General features: G+C 70.8%; 21 protein-coding genes and 1 tRNA gene. 9 read left to right on the top strand and 13 right to left on the bottom strand.

Features of this window, described 5'->3' with window-relative positions; translation table 11 throughout:
* Positions 1-30: 30 nt before the first annotated feature.
* Positions 31-615 (top strand): SEC-C metal-binding domain-containing protein, encoded by a 585-nt coding sequence (locus B1759_RS10480; RefSeq protein WP_095514955.1) that lies wholly within the window; start codon positions 31-33, stop codon positions 613-615.
* Positions 616-890: 275 nt separating this feature from the next.
* Here the strand turns inward: B1759_RS10480 and B1759_RS10475 are convergent.
* From B1759_RS10475 to pyrH, 3 genes are all read right to left on the bottom strand, one after another.
* Positions 891-977: transfer RNA gene (locus B1759_RS10475), tRNA-Ser, on the bottom strand.
* 85 nt (positions 978-1,062) lie between these two features.
* Positions 1,063-1,632 carry a ribosome recycling factor gene (gene frr / locus B1759_RS10470; RefSeq protein WP_095514954.1) on the bottom strand — a complete coding sequence of 190 codons (570 nt, stop codon included), beginning with the start codon at positions 1,630-1,632 and terminating at the stop codon, positions 1,063-1,065.
* A 32-nt stretch (positions 1,633-1,664) separates the two neighbouring features.
* Positions 1,665-2,441 (bottom strand): UMP kinase, encoded by a 777-nt coding sequence (gene pyrH / locus B1759_RS10465; protein WP_095514953.1) that lies wholly within the window; start codon positions 2,439-2,441, stop codon positions 1,665-1,667.
* Between the two features lie 208 nt (positions 2,442-2,649).
* Between pyrH and B1759_RS10460 the strand changes: the two genes are divergently transcribed.
* Positions 2,650-3,216, top strand: a complete 567-nt coding sequence (locus tag B1759_RS10460) for a TetR/AcrR family transcriptional regulator (RefSeq protein WP_095514952.1) — start codon at positions 2,650-2,652, stop codon at positions 3,214-3,216.
* Between the two features lie 129 nt (positions 3,217-3,345).
* Here the strand turns inward: B1759_RS10460 and B1759_RS10455 are convergent, their stop codons facing one another.
* Complete coding sequence (locus B1759_RS10455) at positions 3,346-6,126, bottom strand: serine/threonine-protein kinase (protein ID WP_095514951.1); 2,781 nt, start codon at positions 6,124-6,126, stop codon at positions 3,346-3,348.
* A gap of 48 nt (positions 6,127-6,174) precedes the next feature.
* A complete protein-coding gene (locus B1759_RS10450) occupies positions 6,175-6,759 on the bottom strand; it encodes a sigma-70 family RNA polymerase sigma factor (RefSeq protein WP_095514950.1) in 585 nt (194 codons plus the stop codon).
* 112 nt (positions 6,760-6,871) lie between these two features.
* On the opposite strand from B1759_RS10450, the gene B1759_RS10445 reads away from it, so the two are divergent.
* Positions 6,872-7,390: a hypothetical protein gene (locus B1759_RS10445; protein WP_095514949.1), complete on the top strand. Its 519-nt coding sequence runs from the start codon at positions 6,872-6,874 to the stop codon at positions 7,388-7,390.
* A gap of 99 nt (positions 7,391-7,489) precedes the next feature.
* Here the strand turns inward: B1759_RS10445 and B1759_RS10440 are convergent, their stop codons facing one another.
* The 6 genes from B1759_RS10440 to rplM all read right to left on the bottom strand — a co-directional run bounded on the left by B1759_RS10440 (position 7,490) and on the right by rplM (position 12,520).
* The gene (locus B1759_RS10440) at positions 7,490-9,100 is read right to left on the bottom strand and encodes a M56 family metallopeptidase (protein ID WP_095514948.1); all 1,611 of its coding nucleotides are present in this window, start codon (positions 9,098-9,100) and stop codon (positions 7,490-7,492) included.
* Positions 9,093-9,476, bottom strand: coding sequence for a BlaI/MecI/CopY family transcriptional regulator (locus tag B1759_RS10435; protein ID WP_095514947.1), 384 nt, complete (start codon positions 9,474-9,476; stop codon positions 9,093-9,095). The genes B1759_RS10440 and B1759_RS10435 overlap by 8 nt, the downstream gene beginning before the upstream one ends.
* 144 nt (positions 9,477-9,620) lie before the next feature.
* Positions 9,621-10,454: a translation elongation factor Ts gene (tsf, locus tag B1759_RS10430; RefSeq protein WP_095514946.1), complete on the bottom strand. Its 834-nt coding sequence runs from the start codon at positions 10,452-10,454 to the stop codon at positions 9,621-9,623.
* A 103-nt stretch (positions 10,455-10,557) separates the two neighbouring features.
* Entirely contained in the window at positions 10,558-11,406 is an 849-nt protein-coding gene (gene rpsB, locus B1759_RS10425; RefSeq protein ID WP_095514945.1) for a 30S ribosomal protein S2, read from the bottom strand.
* Between the two features lie 198 nt (positions 11,407-11,604).
* Positions 11,605-11,994, bottom strand: a complete 390-nt coding sequence (rpsI, locus tag B1759_RS10420; RefSeq protein WP_095514944.1) for a 30S ribosomal protein S9 — start codon at positions 11,992-11,994, stop codon at positions 11,605-11,607.
* 79 nt (positions 11,995-12,073) lie between these two features.
* Positions 12,074-12,520 (bottom strand): 50S ribosomal protein L13, encoded by a 447-nt coding sequence (gene rplM, locus B1759_RS10415; protein WP_095514943.1) that lies wholly within the window; start codon positions 12,518-12,520, stop codon positions 12,074-12,076.
* A gap of 294 nt (positions 12,521-12,814) precedes the next feature.
* Here rplM and B1759_RS10410 point away from each other — a divergent pair, with 294 nt between their 5' ends.
* The 6 genes from B1759_RS10410 (at position 12,815) to B1759_RS10385 (ending at position 17,698) form a co-directional block, all read left to right on the top strand.
* A complete protein-coding gene (locus tag B1759_RS10410; RefSeq protein WP_095514942.1) occupies positions 12,815-13,483 on the top strand; it encodes a sigma-70 family RNA polymerase sigma factor in 669 nt (222 codons plus the stop codon).
* 43 nt (positions 13,484-13,526) lie between these two features.
* Positions 13,527-14,459, top strand: a complete 933-nt coding sequence (locus tag B1759_RS10405; RefSeq protein ID WP_095514941.1) for a hypothetical protein — start codon at positions 13,527-13,529, stop codon at positions 14,457-14,459.
* Between the two features lie 65 nt (positions 14,460-14,524).
* On the top strand, positions 14,525-15,124 hold the full coding sequence (gene ruvA, locus B1759_RS10400; RefSeq protein ID WP_095514940.1) for a Holliday junction branch migration protein RuvA: 600 nt from the start codon (positions 14,525-14,527) through the stop codon (positions 15,122-15,124).
* A 94-nt stretch (positions 15,125-15,218) separates the two neighbouring features.
* Complete coding sequence (locus B1759_RS10395) at positions 15,219-15,950, top strand: response regulator transcription factor (RefSeq protein ID WP_095514939.1); 732 nt, start codon at positions 15,219-15,221, stop codon at positions 15,948-15,950.
* Positions 15,951-16,112: 162 nt separating this feature from the next.
* Positions 16,113-17,201: a cell wall metabolism sensor histidine kinase WalK gene (locus B1759_RS10390; RefSeq protein ID WP_198948812.1), complete on the top strand. Its 1,089-nt coding sequence runs from the start codon at positions 16,113-16,115 to the stop codon at positions 17,199-17,201.
* Positions 17,202-17,233: 32 nt separating this feature from the next.
* On the top strand, positions 17,234-17,698 hold the full coding sequence (locus B1759_RS10385) for a MarR family winged helix-turn-helix transcriptional regulator (RefSeq protein WP_095514937.1): 465 nt from the start codon (positions 17,234-17,236) through the stop codon (positions 17,696-17,698).
* 111 nt (positions 17,699-17,809) lie between these two features.
* Here the strand turns inward: B1759_RS10385 and B1759_RS10380 are convergent, their stop codons facing one another.
* A complete protein-coding gene (locus B1759_RS10380) occupies positions 17,810-18,253 on the bottom strand; it encodes a peptidase S1 (protein WP_095514936.1) in 444 nt (147 codons plus the stop codon).
* Positions 18,254-18,363: 110 nt separating this feature from the next.
* A complete protein-coding gene (locus B1759_RS10375; RefSeq protein WP_095514935.1) occupies positions 18,364-20,130 on the bottom strand; it encodes a hypothetical protein in 1,767 nt (588 codons plus the stop codon).
* Positions 20,131-20,225: the final 95 nt, after the last annotated feature.

Raw genomic sequence — 20,225 nt, 5'->3', positions numbered from 1 at the left:
TGATCCTTATCGCAACTCAATCCCTAGGTGATGGACGAGACGACCGTATTCAAGCCACCCGCCTTTTGCAGAGAGTGTGGCGAAATGACTTTCGATCACGGTCTCACCTTCGAGGGCAGAAACTTTTCGGTCTCTGGAATGGCCCTCGTCCTTGGCGACAGGACCTGCGACTGCGGAGGAGACCTTGAGATAGGAAACATTGCGGTTCGTAAAGGACAAGTGTACTTCCTAGAGCAGGCATACCGCGTCCTCTCCCGCCCCGACATCGGGCCCTCGGACCTGCAGATGTTGTTGCGCCTGATCGACCGAGCGCAGCGTGAGAAGCTATCCCAGGGGGACCTGAGAGAGTCGATAGAGAGAGAAGCGCCTGGGCTCAAGCCCATCGCGGATCTCATGGTCCCGAACGATCCGGGTTCATTCTGGGCCATGCTCGCCGTGCTTGCCTCTGTCATACAGATACTCCTCAACAAGCCGAGACGTAGTACGAAACGGCTGGACAGGAAATCCCGCAGAGCCGTCTCCGGCCCTAATGCTTCGTGTCCGTGTGGGAGCGGGGCCAAGTTCAAGCACTGTCACGGACGATCCGGTACCGGCAGTTCTCCTGAGGACGAGTAACAGAACGCCTCTATGTCTTCGTGGCGGAATTACCACTTCCTCGACTCGGTGCTCTATTCCGTTGGAGAGAGGACGCCGGCGGCGACGTACTCGCGGACACCCTTCACGCCGCAGCCGAGCACGCAGGCGGCCTTCCGGAAGGCGAAGGCGGGGTGACTCGCCGTCCCCACGTTGTCCACATTGGGAAAAGTATCGGTGTCCGCGTCGGCTCGACCCGTCACGAATGCAAAAACCGGCCCCCGCGTGACGCAGGGGCCGGTTTTGAGATTTCAAAGCGGAGAGAGAGGGATTCGAACCCTCGGTACGGTTACCCGCACACACGCTTTCCAGGCGTGCCCCTTCAGCCACTCGGGCACCTCTCCGGGGACCGCAAATCTACACGGTCTCGGCGCGCGCGCATCCAAAGGAACGCAGAAGACGGGCCCGCCCGCCTCGGCGCCGAGGCGGTCAGACCTTCATGATGTCGGCCTCCTTGGCGTCGAGCGTCCGGTCGACGCGGCCGACGTACTTGTCGGTCATCTCCTGGAGCGTCTGCTCGGCCTCGTACTGCATGTCCTCCGAGAGCGACTCGGCGTTGGCGGTCTTCTTGATGGTGTCCTTCGCCGAGCGGCGGGCGTTGCGGATCGAGATCTTCGCCTCCTCGCCCTTGGCGCGGGCGTTCTTGGCGAGGTCCCGGCGGCGCTCCTCGGTCAGCGGCGGAATCGAGAGCAGGATCTGCGAGCCGTTGTTGGTCGGGTTGAGGCCCAGGTTGGCGTTCGTGATGCCGCGCTCAATGGCCCCGATGGTGCCCTTGTCGAATGGCGTCACCGTGATCAGGTCGGACTGGGGCGCAGCCGTGTTGGCGACCTGATTGAGCGGCATCGTGGCGCCGTAGGCCTCCACGCGGACGCTGTCGAGCATCTGCGGGTTGGCGCGCCCGGCGCGGATGGTGTTGAGCTCGTGGACGAGGTGGTCGAGCGCGGCGTCCATGTCCATCTCGGCCTCGTCGAGGGCCTCTTGCAACTGGGGGTCGATCATGGCGGGGTCGGTCTAAAAGCGGAGGGACAGGATCAGGCGAGAACGAGCGGCTCGGCCGCCTCGTCCCAGTGGACGGTCGTGCCGACGGGCTCGCCGCGCAGGACCCGGGCGAAGGTGCCGGGCGCGTTCATGTTGAACACGATCAGGGGGAGGCCGCTCTCCTTCGCGAGCGTGACGGCCGTGAGGTCCATCACCTTGAGGTCGCGCTGGATGACCTCGGCGCCGTAGATGGCCTCGTAGCGCTTCGCCGAGGGGTCGGTCTCCGGATCGCCGGTGTAGACGCCATCGACGCGGGTGCCCTTGAGGATCACCTCGGCGTCCATCTCGGCGGCGCGGAGCGCGGCAGCGGTGTCGGTCGAGAAGTAGGGGTGGCCCGTGCCGGCGCCGAAGACCACCACGCGTCCCTTCTCCAGGTGGCGGATGGCGCGGCGGCGGATGAACGGCTCCGCGATCTCGTTCATGTCGATGGCCGAGATCAGGCGCGTGTGCATGCCCGCGGCCTCCAGCGCGTCCTGCAGCGCCATGCCGTTGATCATGGTCGCCAGCATGCCCATGTAGTCGGCGTGGGCGCGGCTGGACATCTTCGCGCCTTCGTTGGAGACACCCCGAAAGATGTTGCCTCCGCCGATGACGAGCGCCACCTGTGCGCCCTCGTCCACGGCCTCCTTGACATCGGCGGCGTACTGCCGGAGGACGGCGTGGTCGATGCCGAATGCCTGATCGCCGAGGAGGGCTTCGCCGCTCAGCTTGAGGAGAACGCGGCGGTAGCGGAGGCCGTCGGTGCGGTGCGACGGGTCGTCGGAGGCCATGGGAGGAGGCGTCGAGAGGGGACGGGAAGGTACGGCCGCGCGGCGAGGCCCGGCAACGCGCGAGCCGCCTCCCCGTAGCGTGGCCTCCTGCCCGACATGGCGGACCGGCAGCCGAGGCTGGAGCCCATCACAGAGCGCGCCGGGCCGCTCCCAGGGAACCGACGGTCGCCAACGGTTTACCTAGTCCTTCCTCCTCCTCCCCTGGCGTATGGCTCGTTCGAAGCCGCCCATCACCGGCGACCGCGCGGCGACGCGCGCGAAGCTCCTGGCCGCCGGACGGCGGCAGTTCTCGCGCGCGGGCTACGGGCAGGTCGGCGTCCGCGAGATCGCGGCCGAGGCAGGCGTCAACGCGGCGCTCATCAACCGCTACTTCGGCTCCAAGATGGGGCTCTTCACCGAGGTCGTCGGCGACAGCTTCACCATCGGCGACCTGCTCGTGGGCGACCGGGGCACCCTCGGCGAGCGACTGGCAGGCTACCTCCTCCGCCCCCGGCGCCAGGGATTCGACCCGACGCTGGTGCTCCTCCACTCGGCGCCCCACCCCGACGCGGGCGGCGTCCTCCGGGCGGCCCTCGCCGAGCAGGTCGCGACGCCACTCGCCGTCTGGCTCGGCGGGCCCGACGCCCGTGAGCGTGCCGGGCTGATGGTGGCCGCGTTGTTCGGCTTCACCCTCACGCGCGACGTGATCGGCGCGTCCGTGCTCGGTGGGGATGAGGCCGTGCTGGCGGGCCACCTCGGCGATGTTCTGCAGCGCCTGATCGACGGAGCCCCGTAGGGGCACACCGCCGGTGTGCCCCTACCGATCGCAGAAGTTGGCTCTTCCGCGGTGCCGGATCCGCACACCGAGGTGGCCCTCCGCGCGGTGAGCCCGCGGCCTCGGTGGGACGATGGGCACGCAGAGCCCTCACTCGCCCCGCTCCGTCCGGACAGCCACCGGCAGGCCAGCGAGTCGCGCCTCGGCACTCTCGACCAGTTCGGCGTCGGCGCGAGCGGACCGGAGGCGGCGGAGGCTGGCGGTCAGCAGCGCGCGGGCGTCGGCCGGGCGGCCGAGGCCGACCAAGACATCGGAGAGGCGGCGCTCGGACCGGGCCGTGTAGCGGTGACCCGCCGGGAGCGCGGCGCGGCGGACCGCGACGGCCTCCCGGAGCAACGGCTCGGCCTCGGCGAAGCGCTCCTGACCGCTGAGGAGCGTGCCCAGGCTTTCGAGCGGGAACGCGAGATCCGCGCTCTCGGCAGGGACGGCGGCCCGCAGCTCGCGGAGCGATTCCCGGTAGAGCGCCTCGGCCTGATCCGCCCGACCGACCTGCTCGTAGTACTCGCCGAGGTTGCCGGTCGCGAACGCGACGCGCATCGGCTCGGCGTCGGGCTGGGCGCGGTAGATGCGGAGGACCTCACGGCTGAGCGCGATGGCGCCCTCGAGGTCGCCCTCCTCGGCCCGGAGCTTGCCGAAGCTGTTGAGGAGGTTGGCCACGCGGGGGTGGTCCGGCCCGAGCGCCGCGCGCCGGATGTCGAGCGCCGCCTGATAGAGCCGCCCCGCCTCATCGTACTGCTCGCGGTCGCGGAGGATGGAGGCCAGGTTGCGCATACTGGTCGCCGTCTGCGGGTGGGCATCGCCGAACACGGACTGGTCGAGGGCCAGCGCCTCCCGGGCGGCGGCTTCGGCGCCGTCGAGGTCGCCCTGTTCGCGGAGGAGCGTGCCCAGCGTCGCCAGCGTGGCCGAGAGCGACGCGTCCACGCCCGTCTCGGACTGCGCGGCCTGCCGCCGCTGTGCGGCGACCACCTCTCGCATCAGCCCGACGGCCTCGTCGAACTGCCCTGTCTGCTCCAGCAGCACGCTCAGGCTGTTCTTGACGTCGAGCACGTCCGGGTGGTCGTCGCCGAGGGTGCTCCGGAAGGACGCCAGCGAGGCGCGGTAGAGGCGCTCGGCCTCGTCGTACTCGCCGCGGTTGCGGAGGAGCGACGCGAGGTGGCGCTGGGTGTAGGCCGCCTCGGGATCGTCCGGGCCGAGGCGGCGACGCTGGACGTCGAGCGCGTGGCGAAGGAGAGGCTCGGCGCGGTCACCATCCCGGATTCGGCGGTAGACGATGCCCAACGCTCGCTCGGTCTCGGCCACGTCGAGGTGGTCGCTCCCGTAGAGGCGGCGGCGCGTGTCGAGGGCGGCGACCAGAAGGGCCTCGGCCTCCTCGTAGCGCCCCAGGTTTTCGTAGACGCCGCCCATGACGTACTGCATGGCCGCCTGGACGTCGGGCTGGTCGGCGAGGTCCTCCTCGATGCGCGCGGCGCCCCGTTCGAGCAGGTCGAAGGCCGACAGGGTGTCGCCCGCGGCCTGGTAGGGGTCGGCGCCTTCGAGGATGGAGGCGAGGAAGGCAGAGACCTCGGCCGCCTTGTCCGCCTCGGTCTGCGCCCGGTCGCGCTCGGCGCTGACGCGCGCGAACGCGAGCGCGGTCACCAACCCGACGGCGAGGAGGGAGGCGACCGTCGCGGCCAGCCCCACGCGGTGGCGCCGCGCGAACAGGCCCGCCCGGTAGCGCGCCGTCGCGGGCCGCGCCTCGACCGGCAGCCCGGCGAGGTGGCGGCGTACATCGGCCAGCAGTTCCGCCGCGGAGCCGTAGCGCCGCTCGGGCTCCTTGCGGAGCGCTTTCCCGCAGATGGTATCCAGGTCGCCTCGCAGCCGCTTCGCCAGCGCCGTCTCGGCGGTGCCGCGGGCCGCCGCGGCCGACGGCGTGACGCGCATGCTCGGGGCAGCGGGCACGGTCTCCAGCACGGCCCGCTCCAGCGCCGAGGCGGAGAGGCCAGGGTCGAGCGGGAGGGCGCCGCAGAGCAGCCGGTAGAGCAACCCGCCGAGGGCGTACACGTCGGTCGCCGTCGTCGGCGGCTCGCCGCGGACCTGCTCGGGCGCCGCCGTGGCGGGCGTGAGCACGCGGTGGCCGGTGCGCGTCAGCCCGTCGTCGGCGTCGGCGTCGGCGGAGAGGAGGCGTGCGATGCCGAAGTCAAGCAGCTTGACGCGCCCATCTTCCGAGACGAGAACGTTGGACGGCTTCAGGTCGCGGTGGACCACGAGCTGGCGATGGGCATAGGCGACGGCCTCGCAGGTCTGCGCGAACAGCTCCAGCCGGTCGTCGACGGAGAGACGCCGGGCGTCCGCGAGGTCCGTGATCGGCTCGCCATCGACCAGTTCCATCGCGAAGTAGGGGCGCCCGTCGGCATCGAGCCCACCGTCGAGGAGACGCGCGATGCCGGGGTGTTCGAGGCGGGCGAGGATCTGGCGCTCGGCGCGGAAGCGCGCGAGGACGGCCTCGGAGTCCATGCCCGGCTTGATGCGCTTGAGCGCCGCCGTCTGCTCGAAATCCCCGTCGCGCGTCGCACGGTAGACCGTCCCCATGCCCCCCGCACCGATCCGCTCGCCGAGCACCCACGGCCCGACGTGCGCCCCTGCATCGTCGGCTCCGAGCGCCTGGTCGAGGTCGGCGGGGTCGAACAGGTCGGCGGCGAAGCCGTCGAGGAGGGTGTCCCGCGTCCGGTGCCCCCCGAGCATGGCCGCGACCTCACGGTAGAGGTCGGGGTCGTCACCACACTCGGCGCGGAGCCACGCCGTCCGGGCGTCGCCGTCGTGGTCGAGGGCCGCCTCGAAGAGGGTCTGGACGCGCGTCCAGCGGTCGAGGGCGTCGGGCTGGCGGTCGGGCATGGGCAGCGGGGCATTTCGAGGAGACGCACCAGACCGGCGCCGAAGCGATCACCCAGCAGGCGCGTCGGCGGGCGGACCGAGGTCGGCGCTCAGCCACGCGCGCGCCGCCTGCCAGTCGCGGCGGACGGTCGGCTCGGAGAGGCCCAGCACCTCGGCGATCTCGGCGTGGGTGAGGCCGCCGAAGAAGCGCATCTCGACCACGCGCGCGGGCCGAGGCGCACGAGCGGCCAACCGGTCCAGCGCCTCGTCGAGCGCCAGCAACTCGTCGGACCGCGTCACGCGCCCGACCGCGCCGTCGTCGAAGGTGGCCAGCGGCGCGTCGCCGCCGCGCTTCACGCGGCTCCGTCGCTTGGCGTAGTTGACCAGGATGCGCCGCATGGCCAGCGAGGCGACCCCGAGAAAGTGGGCCCGGTTCTGCCACGAGACGCGGTCCTGCCGGATCAGCTTGAGGTAGGCCTCGTGGACGAGCGCGGCGGTGTCGAGCGTGTGGCCGGCGCGCTCGCCTCGGAGCTGCCGCCGGGCCATCGCCTGGAGTTCGGTGTAGACGTGCGGCAGGAGCGCGTCGACGGCGGCCGGGTCGTCGCCGTCGAGGGCGAGCAACAGGTGCGTTACGTCGGGGGCAGGATCGGCCACGGCAGAGGGCGAAGTCCAAAAAAGCTAACGCCCGTGATCGCTTCCCGCTGCCGACGGTGCGCCTGAGGGTGACGGGCGCCCATCGCCCGACGACATCCACCTCCCTCCTGCCATGACACGCCTCGCACTCTTCCTGCTCCTGCTCCTCCCGCTCGCCGCCTGCGACTCTGCCGACCCGGGCCCGGAGGCGGCCTCCATTTCGATCGCGCTGGGCGCGATCACTGCGAACTCGAACTGCGACAGCGCCACCAACCCCGGCGACTTCCAGTTTCTGATCGAGGTCACGGACCTCGGCAACAACCCCATCGAGGCCATCACCTTGCCTGCAGGCGCGACCTATGGGACACACTCCGCAGCAGTGATCCCTCTGTTCTCAGGAAACCAGGCGACCGTCGGACAGACCATCTCGCTCCAGCAGCCACGCGCTGAGGGCAGCGGGTTCGCGGTCTCGTTGTCCGGGATGGAGTGGGACTCGACGACCCGCCGGGATGCCAACATGGACGACCGGACCTCGGTACGAACGCACCGGTTCGCGAGCGGTCAGTTCTCGAGCGTCGTCGGCACGCAGCAGCTCTCTGTCGGCAACGGCGCGTGCAACGCGACGCTGGACTACGTGGTGACGGTTCAGTAGCGCTCCTCCCGATCGACCGAGGCCCGCCCGACATCGCGCCGGGCGGGCCTCGCCGGGCTCGTCCCCCTCGGTCGGGTCCATGGGCGGACCGAGGCCGCCTCAGTCGGCGCCGAGCGACAGGGTCGAGCGCGTGATCCGCTCGCCGTCCGCCAGGATCACGACCAGCTCACCCGGCGACCCGCCAGCGGAGTACGCGTCGGCGATCGCCGTGGCAACACGACGGGACGTGCCTGGCTTCACCTGGATCTCGACGCGAGGGGTCGCTCCCTCCTCCTTCCACACGGACACCGACTCGATGTCCCCGACGCGAGCCGGAACTGTCGGCGGAGGCGGAGGTGCAGCGGGCGGTGCTGGCGCGGGGGCAGAGGGCGGCGCGGGGGGCGGTGGCGCAGGAGCCGAGGGCGGGAGCGGAGGGGCGGGCGCTGAGGGCGGAGCCGGAGGAGCGGGCGGCGGCGGCGGGGGAATCGCGCTGAGGGACAGCGTCGACCGGGTAATGGTCTCACCGCTCGCGGCGACCACCACCAGCTCGCCGGGGGTCCCTCCGCCGGAATACCGGTCGGCGATGGACACGGCATCCTCCACCGAGGTCCCCGCCTCCATCCGGATCTCGACTCGGGGATCCGAGTCGTCGCTCCGCCAGACCGAGACGCTCTCGATGGCATCGTCCGTCGTGTCGGCCGGGGCCGACGTGACCTCGTGTGGGGCGGAGGACTTCGGCGTGGGCGTCGCGTCGGGGAAGGCAGCGGCGGCGAGGACGAGCGGGAGCCCCAGCAGGGCGGCGCCGACGAGCCGAGCCCGTAGCGTGCGGTCGGGATGGGGATGCGTCATGGCAGTCAGGCGGTGAATGAGTGTGGACGAGGAGGCCCCGAGCGCGAGACCTGGGGTGGGGCGCGTGGAGAAGACCGTCAGCAAGCGACCGTAGCGGGCGGCTCGGTCCGGCCAGAGGCGGACCACGTCGGCGTCGGCCACGCGCTCGCGGTCGAGGGCGAGCCCCCGGGCAAGAACATGGACGGCCGGGTGCCACACGAACGCGGCGCAGACCACGCGCTCGGCGAGGTGCCAGCCGAAGTGCGCACGGCGGACGTGCGACAGTTCGTGGGCCAGGGTCATCTCGCGCGCCTCGTGGGCCAGGCCGTCCGGCACGGCCACAACCGGCTCACGCCAGCCGACCGTGAACGGCGCCGAAGACGGGGCCACGGCCACGACCGCGACGCGGTGACAGAGACCGATCCGGGCACTCAGTGCGCGACTCTCGGCGCGGACGTCAGCGCCAGCGGCTCGCAGCGACCGTCGCGTACGGGCCAGCCACACCACGCCCCCGGCCAGCACGACGAGCGCACACGCGGACGCCAGCACGGCCAGCACTGCGAGGCCTCCCAGCATCACCTCGGCACTCTCGGGCGCCGCTGACACGACGGGCAATGTGCGCTCCGCGAGCCTGGCGACGCCGGTCGAGACGACCGGGGCAACGGGAGCGTCTGCCAGCAGAGACGGCACGAGCGGCGCCAGTACCGGCGGCAGCACCACGAGCGCGGGCAGCAGCGTCAACGTCGCGCCGCGTGCCCACAGACTCACCGAGGCGGACGGCCTCACGGCGCGCGCGAGGGTCTCGACCGTCAGCGCCACGGCGGTCCACGTCAACATGGGCGCTGCGAAGGCCGCCCAGACGGTCGCCCCGAACGCTGCGAGGTGTGAAAGCGGCTCAGTCATCGGTCTCCCCTCCCAACTGGTAGAGCAACCGCTCGACCTCGGCCTGCTCGTCGGGCGTGAGCGACTCGTGTCGCGCCAACGTCTGAATGAGCGTCCGCGCCGAGCCGCCGAACACCTTCTCGACGATGGTCGAGAGGAGCGAGCCGCGCACCTCGTCGGCCGGGCGGGCGGCCGTGTAGACGAACGTGGCGCCGTCGCGCTCGAAGGCGAGGTAGCCCTTGTCGGCGAGGTTTTTCATGACGGTCGTGACCGTCGTATAGGCCACCTCCCGGTCGATCCGGTCGTGCACCTCACGGGCGGTGGCGCGGCCGAGCGCCCAGACCTCGCGGAGGATCTCCATCTCGGTGCCGCCGAGCGGAGTGATGGGGTTGCGCATGACCTTCTTCGATTCGGTTCGAAGGACAGGGTACGAACCGGATCGAAGCGTTGTCAACCTTCTTCTCGAAACGCAGCGAGGCCCGACCACCGGAGCGGTCGGGCCTCGCCGAATCGGTTCGCCTCGGCACCGAGGCGAGCGGGGCTAGCCGCCCAGCGCGAAGCGGACGAACCGCTTCAGGGTGGCGCCGTGCCCCTTGAGCATCTGCTCGACCGTCTGCGAGGAGTCCTTCACGAAGGGCTGCTCGACGAGGACGTTGTCCTTGAAGTAGCGGCCCAGCTTGCCCTCCGCGATCTTGTCGAGGATCGCCTCCGGCTTGCCCTCGGCGCGGGCCTGCTCACGGCCGATCTCGCGCTCCTTGTCCTGCACGTCCTGCGGAACGTCGTCACGGGTGGCGGCGATGGGGTTCATGGCAGCGGCCTGCATGGCCACGTCGCGGCCGGCCTCCGAGAGGTCGCCGGTGCCCGTCATCTCGACCACCACGCCCAGCTTGGCGCCCGGGTGGATGTAATCGACCACGGAGCCCCCCTCGGCGGCCTCCACGATCTCGAAGCGGCGGACGTCGATCTTCTCGCCGATCTTGCCCGTCATCTGGGTGAGGGCGTCGCCGAGCGGCTGGCCGTCGATCTGGACCTCGGCCTTGGCAGCGTCGAGGTCGGCCGGGCGGGCCGCCAGGAGCGCGTCGGCGATGGACTGGGCGAACGCGACGAACTGGTCGTTGCGCGCCACGAAGTCGGTCTCCGAGTTGACCTCAGCGATGACGGCCACCGAGCCGTCGGCGGTGGTGGCGGTCACGATGGCGCCCTCCGAGGCGTCACGGTCGGCGCGCTGGGCGGCGACCTTCTGGCCCTTGGTGCGGAGGATCTCGATGGCCTTGTCGAAGTCACCGTCGGCTTCGACGAGCGCCTTCTTGCAGTCCATCATGCCGACGCCGGTGGCCTCGCGGAGCTTCTTGACGTCCTGTGCCTTGATTGCCATGATTCTGGTGCGTGGTGCGTTGTACGTGGGGTGTCACGACGAAGGGCGCAGGGCGGGGGGATCCCCACGCTCTACGCCCCTCGTCCTTCGAGCGAAGCGAGCGCTACGCCGTCTTGTCGATGATGGCCTGCGTCTTGGCCTCGGCCTCGGCGTCGGCCATGGTGGTGACCGGCTCGGCCTCCTCGGCGGCGGCCTCGGCCTGGTCGGCCTTGACCTCGTCGGCCGCGCGGCTCTGGGCCTCGGCGACGGCCGCGTCGCGCTCAATGGCGCCCGACTTCTGGCCTTCGATGATCGCGTCGGCGATGGCGCGCGTGAAGAGCGCCACCGACTTCATGGCGTCGTCGTTGGCCGGGATCGGGAAGTCGACCAGGTCCGGGTCGACGTTCGAGTCGACGAGGGCGATGATCGGGATGTTGAGCTTGCGGGCCTCGTCGACGGCGATGTGCTCGCGCTTGATGTCGACGACGAAGACGGCGCCGGGCAGCTTGCCCATGTCCGAGATGCCGCCGAGCACGCGGTCGAGCTTCTCGAGCTCGCGGGACCGCATGAGGCGCTCCTTCTTCTTGAGCTTGGCCGTGGTACCGTCGGCCTCCTCGCGGCGGAGCGTCTCCATGCGACGCAGCGAACCACGGATGGTCGCAAAGTTGGTCATCATGCCGCCCTGCCAGCGGTCGACGACGAACGGCATCCCGGCGCGCTCTGCCTCCTCGCGGACGACGTTCTGCGCCTGCTTCTTGGTGCCGATGAAGAGAACCTTGCGCCCCTTCGAGGCGAACCGGCCGGCGGCGTCGGCCGCCTGGTCCAAGAGGGCCTGCGTCTGCTTCAGGTCCAGGATGTGGATCCCGTTCCGCTGCATGAAGATGTACGGGGCCATCTTCGGGTTCCAGCGCGAGGTGAGGTGCCCGAAGTGGGCGCCCGCGCGGAGGAGGTCTTCGATCGAGGCGCGTGCCATGATGTGGTCTGAGTGGGGCCACCGAGGCAGCGCTCGGGGCCGAGGTTGATCCTGACCCCGCCGTCATGCGCGCCGCCGACCCGCCGAGGCGGGCACCCGACGGCGCGTCGGGCGGGGGGTGTGATAAGGGTCAGAAGCTCGAAAGGCGAAAACGGTCGAACGTTCTCGCTTTCCAAGCCTCCCGACCCACGAAGCGGCTTAGCGCTTCGAGAACTGGAACTTCTTGCGGGCCTTGGGCTGGCCGGGCTTCTTGCGCTCGACCATGCGCGGGTCACGCGTCATGTAGCCCGCGTCGCGGAGGGGCTTGCGGAGCTCCTCGTTGAACTGGACGAGGCACCGGGCGATGCCGAGTTGGATGGCCTCGGCCTGACCGGTGAGGCCACCGCCCTTGGCGTTGACGAGGACGTCGAACTGGCCGCGGAGTTCGGTGAGGTCGAGCGGCGCCGTGGCCGAGGCCTGGCGGATCGTCGTCGGGAGGTACTCCGCGAGCTCGCGCTTGTTGACGATGACGTTGCCGCTGCCGGGGCGGAGGTAGACGCGGGCGACCGACGTCTTGCGGCGGCCGACGGCCTGGAACTGGGTTGCCATACTGGGGGAGGTGCGAGTGATCGAGTGCGCAGGCAGGGTGCGACGCACCCGAGGGGTGCACACCCGAACCCTCGCAGAACTAGTCGATGGTGAGCGTCTGCGGCTGCTGAGCCTCGTGCGGGTGCTCGGCACCGGCGTAGACGTGGAGCTTCCGGTAGAGATCGCGGCCGAGCTTGGTGCGCGGGAGCATGCCCTTGACGGCATTCTCGAGGATCCGCTCGGGGTGCGTGGCGCGGACCTCCTTGGGCGTCCGCGAGCGGATGCCGCCGGGGTAGCCGGAGTGCCGGTAGTACTGCTTGTCGGTCTCCTTCTTGCCCGTAAAGCGGACCTTGTCCGCGTTCACGATGACGACGTGGTCGCCCACGTCCATGTGGGGCGTGTACTCGGGCTTGTGCTTGCCGCGGAGGATCGTGGCGACGCGGGCAGCGAGGCGGCCGACGACGACGTTCTCGGCGTCCACCACGTGCCAGGCCTGCTCGACGTCGCCGGGCTTGGCGCTGTAGGTCTTGAACGAGGTCGTGTTCATAAGGGGGAGGGTCTGGGTGCCCGGAGGGCGGGCGGCGTCGCCGGTGGACAAAAAAACGGGCGGCCTCGGGACCGGCAGGACGTGCCGTCCCGGCCGCGCCGCGACCGGCGCGCCAGCAGTCCGCGAGCCCTTCGGGGCGGACCGGGCGCAATCGAAGGGGTCAAGCTAGACGCCGCCCTGCGCGCGGTCAACGCGCGGAGCCCTCCTGAGCGCCCATATCGGCCGGGTTCAAGGATTCTTCCCCGGTCCTCTGGGGGGCCTCTATCTTCGCGTCTGCCCGACGACGCCTGCCACGTGCCCCTCGACCGCTCTGCACGGCTCGGCGCACTCGCGCGCCACCTCCCTTTCCGCGTCGACGACTTCGACGCGGCGCGCGAGGCCTTCCTCGCGTGGCGCCGCAGTGAGTCCGAAGCCGACCGCCACATCGCCCAGCTCTGGGCCTACTGCTACATCGTCTGGTACTTCTACGGCAAGTTCGCTCGGGAGCGGACGGGCGGGCCGAGCGACCTCGACGGCGTGATCGAGCGAGCCTGCCGCCGGGTCTTCCGGTCGATGGAGACCGTGCGAGACCCCGGGCGCTTCCCGCAGTTCGTCAGCGTGGTGTGTCGCAACGTGCTGCTGTCGTACCGCGAGCGACGGCGAGACCTCGTCGAGATGGACGAGCAGACCTATGTCGTCCCGGCCCGTGAGTCCCTCGGGCTGGACCGCACCCTCGTCCGCAAGCTCATCGTGCGCGCCATCGACGACCTGCCCCCTGCCATCTCGGAGGTCGCTCGGCGACGGCTCCTGGAGGGTCAGTCGTACCAGGACATCGCCGACGCCACCGACCGCACGCTGGCCACCACCCGGACGTACTACTCGAAGGCGATCGCCAAGCTGCGCACCGACCCAGACCTCCGCGCGGTCCACTTCGACGACCCGGATCTCTCGCTCGATTCTGATGAAGGATCTCTCGAAGGTTAGATCTGCACGTTTCGCGGGTCTATAGGCTCGACCCCCTCCTGCCGTGACTGACATCGCCACCCTGCTCGACGCCTACCCGGCCCTCTCCCCCGCAGAACGCGCACAGGTGGACGCGCGCCTCGCCGACCTCCCCGAGTGGGCCGATGCCCTCGCCGAGGCCCATCGCCTCGCCGACCTCGTGGACGCGGCGACCGCGCCGATCGATGCGGACGCCCTCGCCCGCCATGCCGTCGACCAGCGCATGGGCCTTACGTCCGACGACGACGCCGTCGCGGAGGCGCGCGCGCGCGACCCCGAGCTTGACGCCGAGGCGGGGCGCATCGAGGCCCACCTCCGCGACCTCGAGGCGGGGGCCGAGGACCCGCTCCGCCGCTACGAGCGACTGACAGGGCTCTTCTTCTCGGAGGCCCCCGCAGTGGGCGGCGACTCGCTGGCTGCCCGCCCCCTCCTCGACCGCCCCGCTGCGCCCCCGCCACGGACCACCCGGTGGCGAGCCCCGCGGTGGCTGGCTGCCGCCGCCGTCCTGCTGGTGGCCTACGGGGCGGCGTTCGCCGTGTCCACGGCGACCCAGCCCGAGCGCGCCCGCGTGGCCGCCCTCACCGACATTGACGCTGTTCCCCCGTCCGTGCTGCGCGGCGGAGACCCAGCCGACGCCCAGGCTGAGGAGCTCACCGAGGCGCTGGACGCTGTCCACGAGGCCCGGCGCTCCGTCCTCGGGCTCTTCCCGACGTACGACGCCGAGGCTCTGACTGCCGCCGCCGCCCGCCTCGGCACGATCGCCGATCAGGCCGGCCCCACGTCGTGGATCGCTCAGGAGGCCCGCCTCGCGCAGGGCCGCGTGCTCCTCCATCTCGGCCGCGACGCCGAGGCGGCTCGCGTCCTCGGCGGGCTCGTCGAGCAGGGGAGCTACCGCGGCTCTGTGGCCCGGCGCCTGCTGGACGCACTCCGCGAGGGCGCGCTACCCGCTACCCCGTAGCGACCGAGTGCCGGACCGGTGACAGTGGGCGGCTCTAGCTTGCGGGCCGTCTCCCCCGTCCGTCCGTGTACGCCTACGTCTCCGGCACGCTCGCCGACAAGAAGCCAACCGAAGCCATCGTCGATGTCGGCGGCATCGGTTACCGTCTCCTGATCCCCGCCTCGTCGTACGAGAAGCTGCCGCTGGTGGGCCAGCCGGCGAAGCTGATCACCGCCTTCGTCGTCCGGGAGGACGCGATGACGCTTTACGGGTTCGCCACCGATGGCGAGAAGACGGCCTTCGAGACCTTGACTGCCGTCTCGGGCGTCGGGCCCAAGCTGGCCCTGGCGGCGCTGAGCGCGATGAGCCCCGGCGAACTGCGCGACACCGTCGTCGCGGGCGATGCCGCGTTGCTGACCCGCATCCCCGGCATCGGCAAGCGGACCGCCGAGCGCCTCATCGTCGAGCTCCGGGACAAGTTCGCGGGCATGGACGGGCTCGACACCGGCGGCGCGCTCGGGGGCGACGGCGCCGTCGCCGAGGCTCGCGCCGACGCGCGGTCGGGCCTGGAGGCCCTCGGCCTCAGCCGCGCCGAGGCCGAGAAGCGCCTCCGCAAGGTCCTCCGCGCCCATCCCGGCACGCAGTCCGCCGAGGACCTGCTGCGGTTGGCGCTGCGCGAGTCGTAGCGCCCGCACGCCAGGGGCGGACACACTCCCGTAACACGGTGTGCGGCGCAGGCTCCTAGCTTGCCCGCCGACCGACACCGCTCCCGCCTCTCCCATGGCCGCCGCTCCCTCCGAGGGCTCCCCCGACAACGACCGCGCCACCGTGCTGGTCGTCGACGACGAACCCGACCTCGTCGAGTTGCTCCAGTACGCGCTCGAAACCGAGGGCTTCACCGTCCTGACCGCCAGCGACGGCGTCGCGGGGCTCGCGATCGCCGAGGCGGAGAAGCCGGACCTCATCGTGGTGGACATCATGATGCCACGCATGGACGGCATCGCGCTGACGGCGCAGATTCGCGAGCGGGCGGCGCTCCGGCTCACCCCGATCCTCATGCTGACCGCGCGCACCGACGAGCGTGACGAGATCGCAGGACTGGAAGCGGGCGCCGACGACTACCTCCCGAAGCCCGTCTCCCCGAAGCGGCTCGTCAGCCGGGTGAAGGCGCTGCTCCGCCGCGTCGAGCGGGAGGAGGAGGCCACGACAGCCCAGGTTCGCGTCCACGACCTCGTGATCGACCGGGACCGCTACCTCGTCGAGCGCCCGGCCTCGGGCGAGACGTTCCGCCTGCCACGCAAGGAGTTCGAGTTGCTGTTCTTCCTGGCGAGCCACCCCGGTCGCGTCTTCGAGCGTGACGAACTGCTGAGCGCGGTCTGGGGCGCCGACGTGGTCGTGGTAGACCGGACGGTGGATGTCCACGTGCGGAAGATCCGGGAGAAGATCGGCAGCGACTACATCGAGACCGTCAAGGGGGTCGGGTACCGCCTCGCGGAAGCGCTGGAGGGGTAGAGAACCGAAGGGAGCGGGAGGACTTCTTCCCCCCTGAGGTCCCTCCTCTCTCCGTACGAAAGGGAACAGATCCATCGGATCGGGTATGACACACCGGTCTGGTGCCGCCCCTCTGTACGCTCCCCTCCAGCCCTGACTGCTCCGACGCCCCGCTCGCCCCGGTTGCACCGCCTCGCCCTCCGAGTGGCGATGCAGGTGGCAGTGCCGGTGGCCATCGTGGCTGCGCTGGGAGCCGGGATCGCCCGCGGTACCGGCATCGGCTTGGCCGCCGGGCTGCTGGTGGGCACGGTGGCGGGCGGCGCAGCGTACCGGGCCGTCTCGAAAACGGTGGCCGGACGCCTCGAACTGGCCCGGCAGACCCTCCGCGAGGCTCGGAAGCGCCGCTTCGACGTGCTCGCGGCACTCCCGGGCACCCCGGACCGGGACGAACTGGACGCTCTCATCCATCAGGTCGGGCGCGCCGGGCGGACGCTCCAGAGTGAGATCGAGCGCCTGGAACAGGTCGAGAGCTACCGCCGCGAGTTCCTCGGGGACGTCAGCCACGAGCTCCGAACGCCCATCTTCGCCATCGTCGGGTTCGCCGAGACGCTGCTCGACGGGGCCCTCGACGACGACCGGGTCCGCCAGCGGTTCGTCGAGAAGATCGCCCGCAACGCCGAGCGACTGGACGCCCTCACGCGCGACCTCTCGGAGATCTCGAAGCTGGAAACGGGCCGCCTCCAGGTCGTGCGCGAGCCGTTCGACCTCGCCGCGCTCGCCGCCGAGGTGACCGAGGGGCTCGAGCACGCCGCCCGCGACCACGACGTGGACGTGGTCGCACGTGTCCCCGAGACGCTTCCGCTGGTGCTCGGCGACCGCGGCCGCATCCGGCAGGTGCTCACCAACCTGGTCGAGAACGCCGTCAAGTACAACGAGCCGGGCGGGCACGTCGAGATCACCGCCCGGCCCCGCGACACCGGCGACGTGCGCATCACCGTCGTCGACGACGGGATCGGCATCCCAGACGCGGCGTTGGGCCGGCTCACGGAGCGATTCTTTCGCGTCGACAAGAGCCGCTCTCGGGAGGGGGGCGGGACGGGCCTCGGGCTGGCCATCGTCAAGCACATCCTGGAGGCCCACGGACAACGACTGGAGGTCGAGAGCCGGGTCGGCTATGGGTCCGCGTTCGGGTTCGCTCTGCCGGTCGCCCCGCAGGGCTTCGGCGCTCCGCAGAACGCCGCGCCGATGGTTGTCGGAACATCGAACGGATAGACGGCCGTACGACCGGCCCGATTCCCGCATTCGTGACTCTCTCCGATCTAATCCGACAGGACCGCTTCGCCTCGCCCGCTCACGAGGCGCTGCTCAACGTCATCGCCACCGCGTCCTGGATCTCCACCGAGATGGCGGCCGCCCTGGCGCCGTTCGGCGTCACACAGGCCCAGTACAACGTGCTGCGCATCCTGCGCGGTCGCCACCCGAACCAGTACGCGTGCTCGGAGATCGGCGAGCGCCTGCTGGACCGGACACCCGACGTGACACGGCTGCTCGTACGCCTGGAGTCGCGCGGCCTCATCAAGCGCGAGCGGGCCGCGCACGACCGGCGCGTGGTCGAGGTCGAGATCACCGACGAAGGGCTGGAGGTTCTGAGCCAGCTCGACGGCCCCGTGAACGCCTCCATGGAGCGCATCGGCGGCCACCTCTCCGAGACCGACCTGATCCGGCTCTCGCAGTTGCTCGAAACGCTCCGGACCGACCAGACGGACTGAGTCGGCGCGGGAAGGCGCAAGAGACGCGCTCCGCGTCCAGGCGAAACAGAGCGACGGGGCACGAGGGGCGTCGCCTCATGCCCCGTCGGGACGGTCATCGAAGGAGCAGGCCTACCAAGCGGGCTGCCCACGCACGGCCGACAGCGTGGCCTGCGCCGCCGCGTTCGGCGAGAAGGTGCCCACCCAGACGACGTAGGTGCCAGGCGCGGCCCGGGCGAACGTGACGGCAGGGTTGCTGCCGTTGGCGTCGTCCGAGCAGTGCCAGCGGCCGGAAGGGTCTGAGACGAGCAGCGTCGTATCGGAGCCAGAGACGGCGTAGATCGCGAGCGGGCCGTCGCCGGAGACGGTCAGCTTGGCCGACGGCTGGTTGTTGTTGATGTAGCCCGAGCACCCACTGCCGGGGACCGCGTTGCGGTCAGCGCCGCCAGCCTGGAGGGCCACCGAGGCCGCCTCGGCACCGACGGCGAGCGTGTGGGCCGGGGCCGCGCCGGTGCGAGGCTGGGCCTGCACGGCGGTCGCAGCGAGAACGAGCGCGAGGAGAGGAACGAGACGCATGGCCAGAAGGGGGCGGAGGAACCGGGAGCCCTGCAAACGCAGTGCCGGGACCGCTTGGTACGGCCCCACGACTCCGGTCCCTCAAGATTCCCCCGAGGCCCGCGAGGTTCCTACTCGACGCTGAGCGTCGCCGCGACGGAGTCGGTCCGGCGAGAGTAGGTCCCGATCCAGACCGAGTACGTGCCTGCGCCACCGTCCACGGTCACGGCCGGATCCGAGCCATCGGCGTCGTCGCTGCACGTCCAGGTGCCATCCGGGGCCTGCACGACCATCGTGAGGTCGGCGTCGGCCGACGCCGAGACGGTCAGCATGCCGTCCGCCTCGATGGTCGCCGAGGGCGTGCGGCTCAGGAACCCGTAGCAGGCCTCGCCCGCGACCGGGTTGAGCACCGTGCCTCCGGCCATCACCTCCACGCTCTGCGGCGCGCCGCCAGTGATCGAGACGCCCCCGGTACCGCCCACGATTTCGGACCCATCGTAGTCTCCTTCGGACTGCGTGATGCCTTCGTCGTAGACGCCCCCGTCGTAGTCGCTGGTCACCACGACCTCACCTGCCGTCGCCGAGATCGTCGCGTCCACGGACACGTCGTCGCCGTACGCGCCGAACGAGCCGACCCAGGCGAGGTAGAGGCCCGCCTCGGGCGCGTCGATCTGGATGCCCGGGTCGAGTCCGTCGGCGTCGTCGCTGCAGAACCAGCCGCCGCTCGGCGTCCGAACGAGGAGCGTCAGGTCGTCGTCGGAGGAGGCGGTCAGGGCGAAGGGGCCATCGCCGCGGAGCGTGATGCCCGCCGTGGGCGCCGTCTCGATGTAGCCCGAGCACTCGGAGCCCTGGACCGGGTTCGGCGCCGCCGGGCGGACGGAGACCTCCGCCGATCCCGCGTCTGTCTCGGAGGCTGCGATGCGAACCGACGGCGTCGCGTCGAGGTCCAGGGGGACGTAGGTGCCCTCCGAGTACGGCGTCGGCTCGTAGTCGTAGTCGTCGATGTATATGTCCTCCTGCAGATCCGCCTCTCCGACACTCAGCATCGCGTCGACGGTACCTGCGCTCGCGCTGTAGGTGCCCGCCCAGACCGCGTAGGCGCCGCTCGCGGGCCCATCGATCTGGACCATCGGGTTGATCCCGTTGAAGTCGTCGTTGCAGTACGGGGTGCCGTCCGGCCCGACCACCAGGAGCACGAGGTCGGCATCCTCGGACATCGCGCCGATGGTGAGGGTGCCCGTTCCGCCATCGGCCTCGTACGCGAGCGCGGCCGTCGGGCGCGAGGCGTCGATGTAGCCGGTGCAGTAGAGGTCATCGCTGCCGATGTCGATGGAGTCGACCGGGTCCGGACCACCCGCGCTGACGGACAGCGTGAGGCTCCCCTGTGACGCCTCGAAGCCGCCCGGAGCGCTCACCGTGCCTGCCCCCGGAGCCGCTTGCGGGTTCAAGACCGGCCGCGGCGGCGGGGTCCCGGCGTAGAGCGTTACGTCGGTGTCCATCGGGTCGGGCGCGAACGCACCCACCCAGACCGCGTAGCGCCCCGCAGGCGCCGACCGAATGTCGACGACGGGCAGCATGCCCTCCGTGTCGTCGTCACACGACCAGCCGTCGGGGCCGTAGACGAGCATGGTCGCGTCGAAGTCGGCGCGGACCCAGAAGCGCAGGTCTCCGCCCCCCCAGTTCACGACGGCGTCCGGGGAGGAGGGGTCGGCGTACCCGAAGCAGCCCACCGCATCGAGCGTGAGTTCGGTCCCGGTGCGAGCCGCGAAGGACACCGACGACGCGTCCGCGGTCGGCGAGAGCGTGCCGAACGCGGGCAGGGCGTCGGTCGCCATCGGCTGGGCCGCGGCGGAAGTGGCGAGCCCGAGGGCGAGGGCGGCGAGAAGGACGCGAGACATGGAGCGATCGGAATGGGTGAGGTCTGCAATGTCGGCACGGCCACCCGGTCGGCGCACCCCCTCTGCGAGGGAAGCCGCGTCCTCCGGCGCGTGGG

Origin of the sequence: Rubrivirga sp. SAORIC476 (assembly GCF_002283555.1) — a bacterium.
GTDB lineage: Bacteria > Bacteroidota > Rhodothermia > Rhodothermales > Rubricoccaceae > Rubrivirga.
The sequence above is the reverse complement of the archived record's forward strand: the minus strand, read 5'-3'. Positions and strand labels throughout refer to the sequence as shown.

Bases quoted from the DNA above. Each gene is read 5' to 3' on its own strand.
- B1759_RS10480 (WP_095514955.1), top strand. From the start codon at position 31: ATGGACGAGACGACCGTATTCAAGCCACCCGCCTTTTGCAGAGAGTGT.
- frr (WP_095514954.1), bottom strand. From the start codon at position 1,632: ATGATCGACCCCCAGTTGCAAGAGGCCCTCGACGAGGCCGAGATGGAC.
- pyrH (WP_095514953.1), bottom strand. From the start codon at position 2,441: ATGGCCTCCGACGACCCGTCGCACCGCACCGACGGCCTCCGCTACCGC.
- B1759_RS10460 (WP_095514952.1), top strand. From the start codon at position 2,650: ATGGCTCGTTCGAAGCCGCCCATCACCGGCGACCGCGCGGCGACGCGC.
- B1759_RS10455 (WP_095514951.1), bottom strand. From the start codon at position 6,126: ATGCCCGACCGCCAGCCCGACGCCCTCGACCGCTGGACGCGCGTCCAG.
- B1759_RS10445 (WP_095514949.1), top strand. From the start codon at position 6,872: ATGACACGCCTCGCACTCTTCCTGCTCCTGCTCCTCCCGCTCGCCGCC.
- B1759_RS10440 (WP_095514948.1), bottom strand. From the start codon at position 9,100: ATGACTGAGCCGCTTTCACACCTCGCAGCGTTCGGGGCGACCGTCTGG.
- B1759_RS10435 (WP_095514947.1), bottom strand. From the start codon at position 9,476: ATGCGCAACCCCATCACTCCGCTCGGCGGCACCGAGATGGAGATCCTC.
- tsf (WP_095514946.1), bottom strand. From the start codon at position 10,454: ATGGCAATCAAGGCACAGGACGTCAAGAAGCTCCGCGAGGCCACCGGC.
- rpsB (WP_095514945.1), bottom strand. From the start codon at position 11,406: ATGGCACGCGCCTCGATCGAAGACCTCCTCCGCGCGGGCGCCCACTTC.
- rpsI (WP_095514944.1), bottom strand. From the start codon at position 11,994: ATGGCAACCCAGTTCCAGGCCGTCGGCCGCCGCAAGACGTCGGTCGCC.
- rplM (WP_095514943.1), bottom strand. From the start codon at position 12,520: ATGAACACGACCTCGTTCAAGACCTACAGCGCCAAGCCCGGCGACGTC.
- B1759_RS10395 (WP_095514939.1), top strand. From the start codon at position 15,219: ATGGCCGCCGCTCCCTCCGAGGGCTCCCCCGACAACGACCGCGCCACC.
- B1759_RS10380 (WP_095514936.1), bottom strand. From the start codon at position 18,253: ATGCGTCTCGTTCCTCTCCTCGCGCTCGTTCTCGCTGCGACCGCCGTG.
- B1759_RS10375 (WP_095514935.1), bottom strand. From the start codon at position 20,130: ATGTCTCGCGTCCTTCTCGCCGCCCTCGCCCTCGGGCTCGCCACTTCC.